This is a genomic window from Bacteroides sp. Phil13 (assembly GCF_001940965.1).
Lineage (GTDB): Bacteria > Bacteroidota > Bacteroidia > Bacteroidales > Bacteroidaceae > Bacteroides > Bacteroides intestinalis.
On sequence record NZ_MSHA01000042.1, the window covers coordinates 38,894 to 53,685 of the forward strand.

The 14,792-nt window shown below is 41.0% G+C and carries 9 protein-coding genes; 4 read left to right on the forward strand and 5 right to left on the reverse strand.

Features of this window, described 5'->3' with window-relative positions; all coding sequences use genetic code 11:
- The first annotated feature begins 32 nt into the window (after positions 1-32).
- Genes BWI44_RS07300 through BWI44_RS07315 form a run of 4 tightly spaced genes read left to right on the forward strand, consistent with a single transcriptional unit; the run spans position 33 to position 6,578 of the window.
- Entirely contained in the window at positions 33-1,472 is a 1,440-nt protein-coding gene (locus BWI44_RS07300; RefSeq protein ID WP_044532395.1) for a DUF3375 domain-containing protein, read from the forward strand.
- Positions 1,472-2,062, forward strand: a complete 591-nt coding sequence (locus BWI44_RS07305) for a DUF4194 domain-containing protein (protein ID WP_044532396.1) — start codon at positions 1,472-1,474, stop codon at positions 2,060-2,062. The genes BWI44_RS07300 and BWI44_RS07305 overlap by 1 nt, the downstream gene beginning before the upstream one ends.
- Positions 2,059-5,433 carry an ATP-binding protein gene (locus tag BWI44_RS07310; protein WP_195209859.1) on the forward strand — a complete coding sequence of 1,125 codons (3,375 nt, stop codon included), beginning with the start codon at positions 2,059-2,061 and terminating at the stop codon, positions 5,431-5,433. Before BWI44_RS07305 ends, BWI44_RS07310 begins: the two co-directional genes overlap by 4 nt.
- Positions 5,430-6,578, forward strand: a complete 1,149-nt coding sequence (locus BWI44_RS07315; protein ID WP_044532398.1) for a Wadjet anti-phage system protein JetD domain-containing protein — start codon at positions 5,430-5,432, stop codon at positions 6,576-6,578. Before BWI44_RS07310 ends, BWI44_RS07315 begins: the two co-directional genes overlap by 4 nt.
- 62 nt (positions 6,579-6,640) lie before the next feature.
- Here BWI44_RS07315 and BWI44_RS07320 read toward each other — a convergent pair whose 3' ends face one another.
- From BWI44_RS07320 to BWI44_RS07340, 5 genes are read right to left on the reverse strand one after another with little or no spacing between them, the layout of a single operon-like run.
- Complete coding sequence (locus BWI44_RS07320) at positions 6,641-8,389, reverse strand: SWIM zinc finger family protein (RefSeq protein WP_044532399.1); 1,749 nt, start codon at positions 8,387-8,389, stop codon at positions 6,641-6,643.
- Positions 8,390-8,437: 48 nt separating this feature from the next.
- A complete protein-coding gene (locus BWI44_RS07325; RefSeq protein WP_044532400.1) occupies positions 8,438-9,307 on the reverse strand; it encodes a hypothetical protein in 870 nt (289 codons plus the stop codon).
- The gene (locus tag BWI44_RS07330; RefSeq protein ID WP_195209860.1) at positions 9,304-12,966 is read right to left on the reverse strand and encodes an ATP-binding protein; all 3,663 of its coding nucleotides are present in this window, start codon (positions 12,964-12,966) and stop codon (positions 9,304-9,306) included. The genes BWI44_RS07325 and BWI44_RS07330 overlap by 4 nt, the downstream gene beginning before the upstream one ends.
- Positions 12,950-13,501, reverse strand: coding sequence for a condensin complex protein MksE (locus BWI44_RS07335; protein ID WP_195209861.1), 552 nt, complete (start codon positions 13,499-13,501; stop codon positions 12,950-12,952). Before BWI44_RS07335 ends, BWI44_RS07330 begins: the two co-directional genes overlap by 17 nt.
- Before the next feature lie 12 nt (positions 13,502-13,513).
- Entirely contained in the window at positions 13,514-14,710 is a 1,197-nt protein-coding gene (locus tag BWI44_RS07340; protein WP_195209862.1) for a hypothetical protein, read from the reverse strand.
- Between the last annotated feature and the right edge of the window lie 82 nt (positions 14,711-14,792).

Here is a 14,792-nt window from a genome sequence, read left to right on the forward strand (position 1 = left end):
CCATATTGTTCCACCATAAAAAGCCATCGTATATGACTTATGAATATATAAGCCAACTGCTTAAAAACCATACTTCTATCCGATTATTGAAAGCTGATAATGCCCCACTTATTATCAGCTTTCTATTCTCTACCTTCAAGGAGGAGTTCTCCAATCAGGAGGAAGGTGGCATTCTTGAAAAAGAACTGTCTAGCCGCCTTTCAGATATTCTCTATGTACTGAATGAACCGAATAAAACCTATCCCAAACCGCCGACTGAATATCTGACCGACTGGAGTAACGCAGGCTTTCTTCGCAAATATCCAGGAAAAACAGACGAATTTATTTATGAATTGACACCAGCTACGGAACTGATATTCAAGTGGATTGACAGTCTGGAGAAACGAGAATTTATCGGTACTGAGTCACGCCTGAAATATCTTTTCGAACGAATGCAAAGGTTGGTAGGTAAAACTCAAATGAATGCTTCGGAAAGATTAGCCCAACTAGAAGCACAGAAGCGGATTTTAGAACAGGATATTGAGGATATCAAGGCTGGCAAACTGGAAATGCTGAACGAACGACAAATAAAGGAGGAGTATTTCTTGATAGAAGATACAGCGAAGTCATTGCTTGCAGATTTCAGGGAAGTAGAACAGAACTTCAGGGACCTGAACCGTAATTTCAGAAGACAAATCATTACCACCAGCCAGTCGAAAGGAGAAGTTCTATCAGACTTGTTTGAACAACAAGACTTTCTGACACAAACCGACCAAGGTAAGAGTTTCACTGCCTTCTGGGAATTTTTGCTATCACAATCCAAGCAAGTTGAACTTGAAAAGTTAATTGAACTCATGCTCAATATACCTGTTGTGCAAAAGATGAGAAATGATAATTTCCGTATGGAATTATTAAGAAATAGCCTGATAGAAGCGGGAGATCGCACCAACAAAACAACGAATTCACTTTGGAATCAGTTGCGTAAATATCTGGAACATAAGTCTTTTTTCGAGAACAAGCGAATTCACGAACAGATAGACGAAGGACTCAAATTAATCTTCGAACATCCGGAGATTGACTTTACCAGACTCCCGGCATTGGAAGTTGAAGATATCATCCGCATCAATCTTATATGTGACCGACCACTTTTCTCACCTCCCGAACAAGTCAAATTCAAAAAGCAACAGTTACAAGAAGGGCAAGCATCCGGTGATAATGAATTGTTGTACGAACAATTTGAGATAAATATTCCTAAGCTAAAAGAAAATATCAGGCAATTGCTCAGATATCAACCTCAAGTCTCTTTACAGGAATTAATAAAGGTGCATCCAATTGAAAAAGGAGTGGCAGAAGTAGTAGCCTATCTGGACATTGCAACTAAAAACGGAGAACGACATTCGGTTTCTACAAGCGAACAAGAAGAAATACAAATCTGCAATTCACAAACCGGACAAATATTTAAAGTAAAAATCCCTAAAATCATATTCAGCTAATGAGAAAGACTTATTCCAACGTACTGATAGCCTTATTAAAAGGTATTGTATATAGCCATCAAGAAGAAATATGGAACACGTTGATGCAACCCGAACATGAACGGGATGTGCGAAATTATTTTGCCGATATCCATCTGGATGTCATTATCGACAAGGCAGAAGGCTATGCTTATCTAAAACAGCAACAGTTGCAGACAACCTGTGAGGAAGAATCTCCGGAACAGGAAACTGCCCCAAAGTTAATCAGACGACGACCGCTCACTTTTCACGTTTCACTCCTTTGCTTGTTGCTACGCAAACATCTGATAGAAAATGACCAGGAAGGAGAATCTACCAAGGCCATACTGAGCCGCGAAGAGATTGACAATCTGATGAAGTTGCACTTGAAAGAGAACACCAATGAAGTAAATACCCAAAAGCAGATAGACAGTGCCGTCAGAAAAGTGATAGACGAAGGATTTTTACGCCAAATGAAAACAGACCAAGAACAATACGAAGTCAATCGTATTATTAAAGCATTTATTAATGCAGACCAAGTCAGTGAGTGGTTAGAACGATATAAAGAATATGTAAAACAGTCAAAGAAATGAAGAATAAAATCGAGCAAGTAGGCCATCGCCTGCAATACATGGAATTATTAAACTGGGGAACCTTTAATAACAAGATATGGAAAATCACTCCAGAAGGTGAAAACTCATTGCTAACCGGTGCTGTAGGATCGGGGAAATCGACCGTTGTTGATGCTCTGACTTGCCTCTTGGTACCATATAACCGCATCACATTCAACAAAGCAGCCGGTGCCGAAAGCAAAGAGCGTAATCTGGCCTCATACATCAAAGGAAACTACAGTTCCAAAAGTGACGAACTGACCAATGGCAGTAAAGCCGTTTCTCTGCGATATATAAAAGCTGGTGAAGCTACATTTACAGTAATCATCGCCAATTTTTATAATGAAGGATACAACATACACACTTCCTTAGCGCAACTCTTTTGGATTGAAAACAACAGTAATGTTCGCAAATTATTACTGATTGGAAGCGAGCCGCTCAGTATCAAAGAGCATTTCTCTGGATTTACGGACATTAAAGAACTGAAGAGAAGACTGCGTACCAATAACCACATCGAAATATTTGATGATAACTTCTCACGATACAGCCAGCGGTTCCGCCAGTTATTCGGCATGAATTCCGACAAAGCAATCGAACTATTTTATCAAACAGTTTCTATGAAATCTGTAAGTAGCCTTACTAGCTTTGTGCGCGAACAAATGCTGGAACCAACCAATATACAAGAACAGATAGAAGAACTGAAAAAACGGTTCGATAACTTACATCAAGCACATGCAGCCGTAATGGAAGCCCGCAAGCAACGGGATATTCTAAATCCTTTGACCGAACTGGACCATGACTACTCTCAGACAGAAGAACTGTTGCACGAAATTGAGGTATTATTATCGGATGTTATACCATCCTACTTTGCCGATAAAAAAATAAATCTATTGCAAAAAGAGATTGCCAATTGCAAGCGCAAACTCGTGCAGTTGGAAAGTCAAATCAAACAAGCAGAGGCTGAACTTGATACATGTCGCAATACGATCAATGAACTTCGGCAGGCCATCCGTGATAACGGAGGCGCACGCCTGGATCAGATAAAAGTAGAAATAGCGCAAGCCACTAAAGCTCGACAAGATAAAAAGAAGCAACACGAAGATTATCTCCAACTAACCCTGCAATGCGGACTCCCCACAGCCAACACTGAACAAACCTTCTATCGCAATTTAAAAAGTACCGAAGAAAAGCAGGAGGAGATGCGGAAAGAGAGGGAAAAACTGACCACTTTGCAAGGTTCAAGGATAGCTGAGCATCTCAATACCGAACAAGAAATAGAAATACAAAAGTCAGAAATAGAGTCTCTTCAAACACGCTCCAACCAATTACCCTCCGGCATATTGGAGATAAGAAAACAATTGGTTGAACATTTGGGCATCTGCGAAGAAGAACTTCCTTTTGTGGGCGAACTGTTACAAGTTCGCTCTGAAGATAAAGAATGGGAAGGAGCTTTGGAACGATTATTGCGAGGATTTGGCATCAGCATGTTAGTCCCCGACAGATATTATCACATTGTATCAGGGTTCATAAACGCCAATAAGCTGCAGGATAATCGACATAAAGGAATCCGTCTGGAATATTTCCGCATTCCCGAAGAGAGCAAACAATACAACACGCTCGTTGAAGATTTATCACCCTCATCAGCAGTCAACAAAATCAATATAAAGTCAAATACTCCATTCTACAACTGGCTGGAAAAAGAATTGGTACGTCGTTTCAATCTACAATGCGTATCTTTAAATGAGTTTCAAAATGTCAGCGATGGAATCACGAAAGAAGGACAAATAAAAACCGGCCGCTTGCGACATGTGAAAGATGACCGCCGAGACCTCTGGGATCGCAGAAATTTCATATTGGGCTGGAGCAACAAGGAGAAAATACAGGCCATTCAAGCCTACTTGAAATCGCTTCTATCTCGATATGAAATAGAAAAAAACGAAATTAAAGAGAAATCAAAGGCAATTGATTTGTGCAATGCCACCTTGTCATCACTAATGCAAATAAAAAGATTTCAAGATTGGAATGAGCTGAACTGGCAGCAAGAAACAGAACATATATCCCACCTACAAAAGGAAAAACAAGAGTTATCAGAAAGCAATAATCTGATAAAAACACTGGCAGAACAACAGAAACAAATGGAATACAAAGAAAGTGAATTAAGGAATCACATAGATAAACTAAAAGATAACCGCGGACGGTTGAATAATCAAATAGAAACAGCCCATAATCAATTACCGGAACTACAGCTGCAATCAATTGTTTGTTCGCCGGAGGACAAAAGCATCTTTTATTCTAAAATAGAATCAGCACAGCCTGACACTTCTTATACACTCGGCAACATAGACAATTTAAAAGCGGAGCTATCTAAAAGTCTATCAGGCAAGCGATTGAACATACAGAAAAAGCGAGATACGACACGAGAAAAAATAACCCAAATCATGCGTGACTATCGAAACGCTTTTCCTTTTGATGCCTTGGAATTACCTGAAGATATTGAAGCTCGGAAAGAATATCTGAAGATTCTCCAACAAGTAGTTAAAGAAGGACTACCTGCACACGAGGCTAAACTAAAAGTCCTATTAAATCAGGATACAATAAAAAGCATTGTTACCTTCGACAGCAAACTTGATTTACACGCCAAGCGGATTCAGGAAAAAATAGGAATAATCAATAAACATCTGGAAGCTATCGAATTCAACAAAGATACTTACATCAAACTACAAGCCGTAACCAATCCCAACCGAGAAATCCTTGACTTCAAAGGAGATCTGAAAGCTTGCTACAACAATATCCTCAGTACAGATGATGCTTATACTGAGGAACGTTTTGAACAAGTACAACGCATTCTGAACCGGTTCCGCAGCAATGAGAACAAGGATATTGAATGGACCACACAAGTCACAGACGTACGCCAGTGGTTTCTCTTCAATGTCAGTGAACGCTATCGTGCAGATGATGCAGAGAAAGAGTTTTATGCCGGTACTTCCGGTAAGTCGGGCGGTCAAAAAGAAAAACTGGCCTATACCATTCTAGCTTCTGCCCTCGCCTATCAATTTGGACTGAACTATCAGGAAGAGCGAAGCCAATCATTCCGGTTTGTAGTCATAGACGAAGCCTTCGGACGTGGTGACGATGAAAGTACACAATTCGGACTTGATTTATTCAAAAAGCTGAATCTGCAACTGTTGATTGTCACTCCCATGCAGAAAATACATGTCATTGAGAATTATATCCATTCCGTACACTATGTATCTAATCCGGAAGGCAATGAGTCGCAGATTCGCAATTTAAGCATTGAAGAGTATAAAGCAGAGAAAAAACAGCATCACTCACTAATAGAAATTATCCAATGATTACACCACAAGACATAAAGAAACAAAGCCTGAGTTGGTGGAAAGAGTTACTCCTGTCAATCACGACAGGAGAATCTTTCTTTCCGAAAGAAATTAGTCGCATAGGAAAGATAACAGCCAAAGATATTCTGCTAAAACTGACAGAATACAAAGCTTCTATCGCAGAACTACAAAAAGGTGCATCCCTATGGGGATACACAGTAGAGATGACAGAAAAGAGTTTTGAAAAGATTGGAATTCAAAACATTCCGACTTGCATACAAATTCCATCTTTAGAGATTTACTTGCATATTACTCGCAAACGAAACGAATTGGATATATTCATCCGAAATTGGCAACTAATCACCAATGAAATGCCGCAGCTTATTGAATGGAGTCAAAGAAATCCTCTCCGACTTATCAGTCACGACACATGGAGAGATACAATCAAGGTATGCAAGTACTTTACAGAACATCCCCGCCCTCATCTTTACATCCGCGAGTTGCCAATTGAGGTACACACCAAATACATCGAAGAAAACAAGGATTTACTCAAATCCTTACTCGATGAATTATTACCCGCATCTACTATCACTCTCAATGAAAAAACATTCGAAAAACGGTATGGACTGAAATGTGCCGAACCATTAATCCGCATACGTTTTCTGGACAGTACCTTGGCTCCAGGCTTCTGCTGGACAGATGTATCTCTTCCATTACCAGATTTCCAACGTCTGAACTGCGCTTGTAAATACGTATTTATCATGGAAAATAAAATGAATTTCCTAACCTTACCACTGCAACCTGACAGTATTGCCGTATGGAGCGGGGGAGGCTTCAACATCAGTTTCCTGAAAGAGATTCCATGGATGACTCATGTACAAAACTATTATTGGGGAGATTTAGATGCGCAGGGGCTGCAAATTCTCAACCAGTTCCGCAGCTATTACCCATCCGCAATTGCACTGATGATGGACTGGGAGACATTCCATACTTATCGACACTTGGTAAAAGAGGGAACACCGGCTTTATTGCAAACATTACCTCAATTAACTTTGGAAGAGTATGACCTATATCGTTTCTTGCAAGAAAACAATTTTCGGTTAGAGCAGGAACAAATACCAAATGAAGACTCTATAAAGAAGATAAAGCAGACTGTCGTTTAGTAGATAGTCTGCTTTCATTTCCGACAAGTTCGAATAAAAGATAACAGGCAAATAAGATATGGCTAGAACTCTCCCAACTCCTGCATCATCGCCGGACGACGTTTATACAAAACCCTGAATTCTTCCACCAATTGTTTCACAACATCCTTCCCGCCATTCAATTTCCGCATACCCCGTAGCACCCGAGCTATGTACTCATAATGACTCCGTCCCAGATTTTTCTCCGCATAAACGCGAAGATCATCCGTAAACAAAGAAAGTATTTGAGAAGAATGGGTGGCATTCAGATGGGAAGCATACTGCACTAAAGCGTCTAAACGCCTGTATTTCACAGCAGACAAAAAGCTAAATAATTTATCATACTCTTTTTCTTCTATATAAATATCTGCTTTATTATTTCCACTCCCCCAGTAATCATAGAAAGTCGTTTCTTGCATCAATGTACTCAAATACTCCTTCCAATCCGTGGAAGATATCAACGACTTAAGCTTATGGTAATAATCCAAACTTCCATTCGTATGAATAAACAATAACTGGCACATTTCAATGACCTTGGCCACATCATGCACTTCTTCATAAATGAAAAGTAATTGTTCCTGCCATTCTCTTAATGTGCCAAGATTTCCTCCTCTTTCAGCTATCACTATTCCTTCATTCAGCATACAGATAGCCTTCTCATAACATTTTTCATCCAGTAGCTTTGCAACTTCCTGTCGTCTGATTTCAGGTAAATAAAGAAATTCAGATATAGTAGCTTCAACCTCAGTTGTCTTATCCAATTCTTTCAATATTTCTATTTTCCGAAGCACTAACTTATAGAGGTCCCAACGTTCTGTTCTCTCCTTTATAAGCTTATCCACACTCAACAAAGCCTCCTCTTTAGATTGCACTGAAAGCATAATCTGTTGCACCAATTCATCCATATCGAAGATTTCATATTCACGATATGTTGCCAGTTTGGATATTTGGATAATTTCATTCAATACATTCTCTTTCAATGCCTGTGATGCACCCGAATGCTGAACTACTTTGAGTAATAAATCTCCGGCATCTTCACAAATGATACCAAAATCAATATCACCATCATTATATAAAAAGTCTTCGTCAATATAATTCCCCCCTATAGAGCGAAGTACTTGAAGAGCAATTGTTGCCGCCTCTTCCAAAGCCTCCCGTTGAAACAACAGAGTGGCTTTAGCCAAATATCCATCTACTTTATCAGATATCTCATTCCAGTCTAGCTCAGGTTCATAATATCGTCCTTTCTTAGAGTACTTTCTATATGAAGAATTAAAGCAACTCTCTATTTCATTTCGATAGTCCACCTTTTTCGCCGGTCTTTTCGGCAAAAAAGCCTCAACCAAAGCTGACTTAAAATCAGAATGTGAAGCAGCATATTTCAGAATAAAATCGGATAACTTGTCCGATTCCGCAAACAAAAGGATTTGTTCTATTTCTTTATCCTTCACAATTTGGGGCATACTCTTTCCCAACAACCCCAACTGTGTATTTGCTTCCTTAGCTGACAAGAAACGACCGGCTTTGCCTCGACTGTCACGAATTGCCAGAAGCGTAGCTATCACATGTTTACAAATATTTCCATCGTAGGGACAATCACACTCCCAAGCAACAATCTCATTCCCTTCCATCGATACAGTTACCTCATAATTCTCCGTACCGCAAACTGTTGCAATCCATTCACCCGTAGATTCCTCTTCGATTTCTAACACAGCGCCGGATTCATAATAGTCTTCACCACGCACCAAAATCTGCGGAAGAACATACTTTTCAAAGTTAGATATTGTTATCATAAAATATTGACTCTAGTTATTGTTATTATCAAAATCAGCCATCTCTCGTTACCCGATTATATACCCCTCTTGCTCATATCCCTTCCCATATCTATGGATCATCTCAACAAGAGGCAACAATCGTTCATCCATAATATCCATAAATTTATACCGGGCATACTGCACATCATAAAGCTTACGATTACCATTCTTCAGCCGTTCCTCTACATCTGCCGGGATAAAAAACTCAGAACGTTCTCTCAGAAAAGCGTAAAACTCTCTCTGAAAAATGTCAATCCCTGCCAGGTCAAAGTCACCAAAATGAATATAACGATTAGGAATCATCTGCAACCAAGTACGCAAATCTGTTGATTGAGGGTAACGGGACACAAAAAGAACTTTCAAGTCATCAAATAAATATTGCTGCCCACGAATCCGCTGAAAATTCTCTCCATTTTCCATTCCTACCACAACCACATCATCGGGAATTCGAAAGTGCTCATAATCTTCTATAAAAATAGAAGTACCCTGCACAGGCTCAATCACTAACGGCTCCTCACACAAAGTTGCCTCTATCGGACTATAACTATTTACGAGAAACCCTTTAAACCCACGAGTTTTCCGAACTTTAGAATTGCCTGCCATCGCCACCTGCTCCGCACGAGATACCGCCTCCTGACGAGACATCATCTCAATCCACTCCTCCAAACTCCCGCTTATGGAATAACGTTGGGCCAGAAAAGTGCGACATCCTTCCACATCACATATCCGATAACTGCCACGCCTCCCATAAGAACTTTGCACCAAAACACCTTCTTCCAATAGTTCTTCTGCCAGTGATGCAGGAAACGAGGAATACCCCACCGATTCACCGTTCAACATCCGCGCAACTTTACGCGCCGCAGCCACGGTCATGACATATTCTTTTCCATTTCTCATGCCTTACTATATTTTAGCAAAGGCACCACCTGCGTATTAGAATGCCCATCTTTATTCAATAAATAAGTATATTTATAATCCTCCACATTATACGTAGTAGGCGAACTGTTCACCAACAGGATATTCCGGCAATTGGCAAAGTCCAGAATTCCTTTCACGTTGTTGGGATGCAATTTACCTATCTCATCCATCATGCAGTGTATCTTGAAGTCACCGAATTTACGGGATGCCTTTTCTTTGAACACATTGATAAGCATAATATTTACCATAGCCTTCACCAGAATATCCGTTCCATCAGAACCCACGTTGGCAATCTTTTCCACCCATCCCGTATCATTATCATTCTCCTTAACCCGAAACTCCAGTTTGAAAGTATCCGCCAAAGCCAATTGTTTTCTGCCCGGATCGTCCAATAAATGTTTCATGAACGACAACAGATAACGTACCGCTGTCGCATTGACATCTTCACGGGAAGCCTGCGAGAATAAATCCGCTTCTCCCATATTATTTTGGTTCTCATCACTGAATTTCTTTATCTCCAGTAACAACTGCATCAGCTTGTCACTACTTGGCAAGGGACGGAGAGATATTTCCCTTATCACCCCGGCAAAGTTCCGCTCTATAAAATCATCGTTGATATCACCAATGGTTTTACGAATTTCACTCTCATTCCGGGTCAAGTCTCCCACCTCCTTCGATATACGCCGGATGATATCAGTGTATCGTCCACTGATATGCTTCTGATAATCAGAAATTTTATCATTATCTACAAACTCGCATAAGTTTGAAGCAAAGTCATAGTAATCCTGTTCGCCAATCAGTTCAGTACGAAAATGAAATGTATTCTTCGCAGAAAAATAACCTTTGAATTGCATCACGGCTTTCTTGAAATCTTCCGTCTTTCTGATAAAAGAGACTATGAGCGACTTAAGTTCCTTCACAAGAGTATCACAGTTTTTCCTGGTAGGCTTCTCTCCCACTTCCATCGCTCCGGCCGGACAAAAAGTTTCATCATTCAAAAAGGCATCTGCTTCTGCTAATCCGGTTTCCAGCATTTGCAATTCCTGCTTTAGCTTTTCCAGCGCACTATTTATTTCTTTCAGCCCGTTTTGTTGTTTCTCCCGTCGTAGTGCAAACCGCTCGTCCAAAGCCGAAAGTTTGGCCTCATATTCTTTCTTCCGACTACGCATGGCAGGTTCTTTATCAAAGAGTTCTTGCTTATCCTTTTCATAATAAGCCACCTGATTGCGATGCTCGCTGATATACCTCAATTCTTCCCTGATCTCTGCCAACCTCTCATCATATTTACGAATGGTTGCCACATCAGCTCCCTTGCCATTCAGTTCAGCATCCTGTGCCTGCCGGAGTTCTCTCTTCTGATCTTCAATCAATTGCTTATGACGATTCATCTCCTGCCGAACTTCGTTAACATAACGGTCCAATTCAAGCTGAAGCTCTGTCTTAGCATCTTTATAGTTCTTCTGACAAGCCTTCAACTGTTTCTCACGCTCAGACAGATATTTCTTCTTCTCTTCATCCGCCAGATAGAACCGATGAGCAATCTCATTCAGACTAGCCTGAAATTCTTCCATCTGTACTCTTTTCCACTCTTCTTCCTTCGTTTTCCAAGTGACATGATCCGCTTGCAGATTCTTTAGCTTATAAGGAATTTGCCCCCGCTCAGCTTCCATCAGATGTTGTTGCTCGGCCATTTCCCTAATTTGTTTGGAGTACTTCTTCTCCAGGAGACTTATATTTTCATTCAATTCCTCGGCCAATCGTGTCAGTCGGTTGCAATGTTCTTGATAAACGATCTGCTTCGCTGCCCGCTCTTGTTTCATCTCTTCGGGAGTACGGATGCTTCGATCAATGGCCGACAAGTTCAATGAAACGCCGAATAAAGTCCCGGCATCATCCGTCAAACGGGGATTCAATTCATGATTGTACAACACCGACTCCTCATCCGCCACCTTGCCTATCGTTTCTTGCCAACCGGGATTATGCTGTTCCAGCCAATCGCAAAAAGAACCTTTCCGCTTCTCTATCAATGCGTCCAGTGCCTGCAACTGTCCTTCAACATCCGCCTTTTCCCTACGCACTGCATCCATGCTTCTCTGAGCCGCCATCTCCAGTTCTTTGCGTTTTAGCTCACATTCATTCCTCCGTTGACCGATATCCATTTGCTGCCGGCGTATCTGCAAATCCAGCTCCTTATCCCTTCTGCACAATTCATCAATGCCAGCTTCACAATCTGAAATTTCTTTCTTATAGTGTTCTTCATGAAGCATTTTCTGCTGCTTCAATTTCATCTGCATCTCCTCGCCACGCAGTTGCGCCAATCGTTGCTCCACCGTTTGCAGCTTTTCCTCAGACGCCGTCCGCACTTTATCCTCTTCAGCGCGAGATTGTGCCATAGCTTTCTCCTGACGTTCGGCAACAGATGATCTTTTTTCAAGAATCTGAGTCTGCTTATTATTTTCGAACAAACTCAAATCGGCATCCAGATTCTTAAACAACGAACTGTATTTGGACAGCACATCCTGATAGGCCCGTGTCAGTTCTTCCTTCATGGTCGAGATACGTGCCAATTCTCCGTTTTGTAATCCCTCCTGTGCCACCCGCTTTATGATTTCCTCTATGTTGATTTGCTCATAATGGAGTCGTTTTTCATGCACCTGCTTCAACAACGTCTCAATGCCACCTTTGCCACTAACCAGAGTATCTCTTTCCTTATTATATTTCTCTCTCAATTCATCAATCAGCCGGATAGACCGCTCACGCTCAACCTCCGTTTTATTTATTTTCTCTCTGATATGAGGGATTTCCTGCAACGCCCGTTTCTCTGCATAGTTCAACTCGGCACGCTCCTCATCTATCTGTTTGTGGGAATAAATCAGGTCACGATACGAATTTATCACTTTATCCGCTATCTTCCGCACGGGAATCTCGCCATTCTTGTTTTTGGTAAACCAGAGCATCACGTCATTATACTCCTGCTCAAACTCTTTAATCTGGCTTCGATAAAAACTCAAGTCAACAAAAACCTCTTCATCAGTCATGGAACGGATAATGGTATCTTTTATAAAATCGGCATCCAGCTTAGAGTTGAGGAAGACGTTCTGTATGGTACGCGGAATATTCTGGTACTTGGCACTTTCCACGATGGCGAATTTCCGGTAAGGAGTCATGTCCTGCTTACGGTTGTTGCCGAAGATAATGTCACGATACATCTCGTAGACGGTGATTTGCGAGGTAATCTGGCGTTTTCCACCGATACGTTCGCGGATACGCCCCCACTCCGGATACACCTCATTATGTTCATTGATGAACCAATCCCTCTCAAACGAAGCATCTACAAAACGGAAAGCCACTCTCCCCTGCGATTTGGCAGCCACCACACAGTAGGCTCCATTCTCACGCATCACTTCATAGATGATGTAAGAATTGGAATATGGGAAGTAGAATGCATCAAAACTCTTCTTCTCCTTGGGGATGCCGAGCTTAAGTTTATCGGCATTGTAGAAAAACAACAAAGCACGGAGCAATGTACTCTTCCCCACTCCCTGCGTACCAATGAAATGTACATTGCCATCCAGTTTCACCTCTGCATAAGGAATATGGGCACTGTTTAGAAAAATAATCTTATTCAGGTATCTCATCTTGCACCTCCTCCGATATAGTGATACAGTCAATCAATTCTTCCATATAATGAAAAGCAGTCAACACTTTGTATGTCCCGTCCACTTCATTTTCTTTTTCTATAAATCCCATCTTTTCCAGTTCATTAATCAGTTTAGCCACTACTTCCTCATGCTTCTTTTTGTCGGAGAACAGTTTGGAAGCTTTCTCCTTCAACTCCATATCACAACCGATCTGAATTTCAATATCAGCCGCACGAAACAGGAATCCGGGACCGAAAACCGAATGATAGGTTTTCAAGAAACTCATATAATCAATCCATTTCAAGGCAGCCTCCAATTTGCGCTCCAAATCCACTTTCGCCTCTTTGCGCGTAAAGTGATAGTAACCGTCTCCCCCTTCCAGATAAAGTCCGATTCCCTGATAGTATTCGTAATAATCGGGTAAGTCTTCTTCAATAGCATCATAATAACGCTTCACCTGAGTGGAAATACTGTTCGAGGAAATAAACCCTCCTTTACTAAGTATATTGAAAATCTCTTCAGTATATTTCATATTCAAAAAGTTTTATTTGGCGTAAATCAAAGGATATTCCACATTGCCCGAGCACTCATAGCTTTCCGTAAAATTGAGTTCATCAGCATATTGGGAAGCCAATTGACAAAAATAAATCAGTTTATCTCCGCGAGGTACTTCCTTGCGGAAGCGATAGTTCATCACGAAACCAAACAGATGCATCCCGGAGGCCGTAAAAGCGTTGTACACTTCTCGCAAGTTTACTGCGTCAATCCGTTGCGACTGATTATCCAGATACCCTTCGGGGATAGCTTCAGCCAGATTTTTCGGACCATACTTCCTGTTCTTTTGCTGTGCTGCCAACTTCCTGACGGCTTGAAAAGCCTCATCCGAAGTTCGCAGATAATCTATCGACAATTTTATGCGGTAGTTCGTCTGAGGTTCCATCCATAACGGATGACGTTGCGAAACAACTTGCCGGATAGTCGTGTTCTCTTCCAACAGGAACTGGTCTTTCAGATACTTCAGTTTCCTTATCTTTTCAAAGATACGGTTCTGATAGTCTATCAGGTTCAGGTAATGGACAATCTGCCGGTGAATTTCGAGCAGATTATGATAAGAATCGTTCAATTGCAGCTTGACGTCGCTCACCACATTCCGCATTTGCACATCCATGGCTACGCGGAAAAAGACCGGTTGCTGGTTATCAATCAGCTCCTCACTTTTAGTTATCAGCAAAGAGATGTTCTTAAGTTTTTCACTTAACCTCATCAACTTCGCCTTTTTTATTTGGTAGTTGGGTTCATTCTTATAAGTATTATCCATGTTCCTTTTCAGGTCCATTACATTGCGGACAGTGGTAAGGGCAATGTTTTTCAGGCAGCGTTTCACTTCGCGTTGATAATTATACTTGCGCTTTTCATTACTCTCTTTCAGGTAATAATCTATATTTTCATTGAGGCGGGTAAGATAGTCCTGTACAAAAGACACGTTGATTTCTTCATTCACTTCCAACACGTCTTCAAAGAACTTCAGATAGAGATCTTCCATTTCAAGAAAGTCACCCGTGTCACGTATTACACCGTAGTCTATCAGATAACGGATACGCTCTTCTTTATACTCTGTCATCTCAAGCGCATAATCATAGCGAAACGAAAGCGACTTCCGCTTGGCAAACATTTCTTTCAGTAGTTCTTTCTCGCGTTCAAGACTCTTCACTAATTCTTCTATGGAACGAAAAGTACTCATTGTCCTTACATTTTTATTTCCCGTAAAAATAGACTATATCCTCCAATCCCACAATATTCTAAAAAACTTTTGTTCAATAAAA

Bases quoted from the DNA above. Each gene is read 5' to 3' on its own strand.
- BWI44_RS07300 (WP_044532395.1), top strand. From the start codon at position 33: ATGACTTATGAATATATAAGCCAACTGCTTAAAAACCATACTTCTATC.
- BWI44_RS07305 (WP_044532396.1), top strand. From the start codon at position 1,472: ATGAGAAAGACTTATTCCAACGTACTGATAGCCTTATTAAAAGGTATT.
- BWI44_RS07310 (WP_195209859.1), top strand. From the start codon at position 2,059: ATGAAGAATAAAATCGAGCAAGTAGGCCATCGCCTGCAATACATGGAA.
- BWI44_RS07315 (WP_044532398.1), top strand. From the start codon at position 5,430: ATGATTACACCACAAGACATAAAGAAACAAAGCCTGAGTTGGTGGAAA.
- BWI44_RS07320 (WP_044532399.1), bottom strand. From the start codon at position 8,389: ATGATAACAATATCTAACTTTGAAAAGTATGTTCTTCCGCAGATTTTG.
- BWI44_RS07325 (WP_044532400.1), bottom strand. From the start codon at position 9,307: ATGAGAAATGGAAAAGAATATGTCATGACCGTGGCTGCGGCGCGTAAA.
- BWI44_RS07330 (WP_195209860.1), bottom strand. From the start codon at position 12,966: ATGAGATACCTGAATAAGATTATTTTTCTAAACAGTGCCCATATTCCT.
- BWI44_RS07335 (WP_195209861.1), bottom strand. From the start codon at position 13,501: ATGAAATATACTGAAGAGATTTTCAATATACTTAGTAAAGGAGGGTTT.
- BWI44_RS07340 (WP_195209862.1), bottom strand. From the start codon at position 14,710: ATGAGTACTTTTCGTTCCATAGAAGAATTAGTGAAGAGTCTTGAACGC.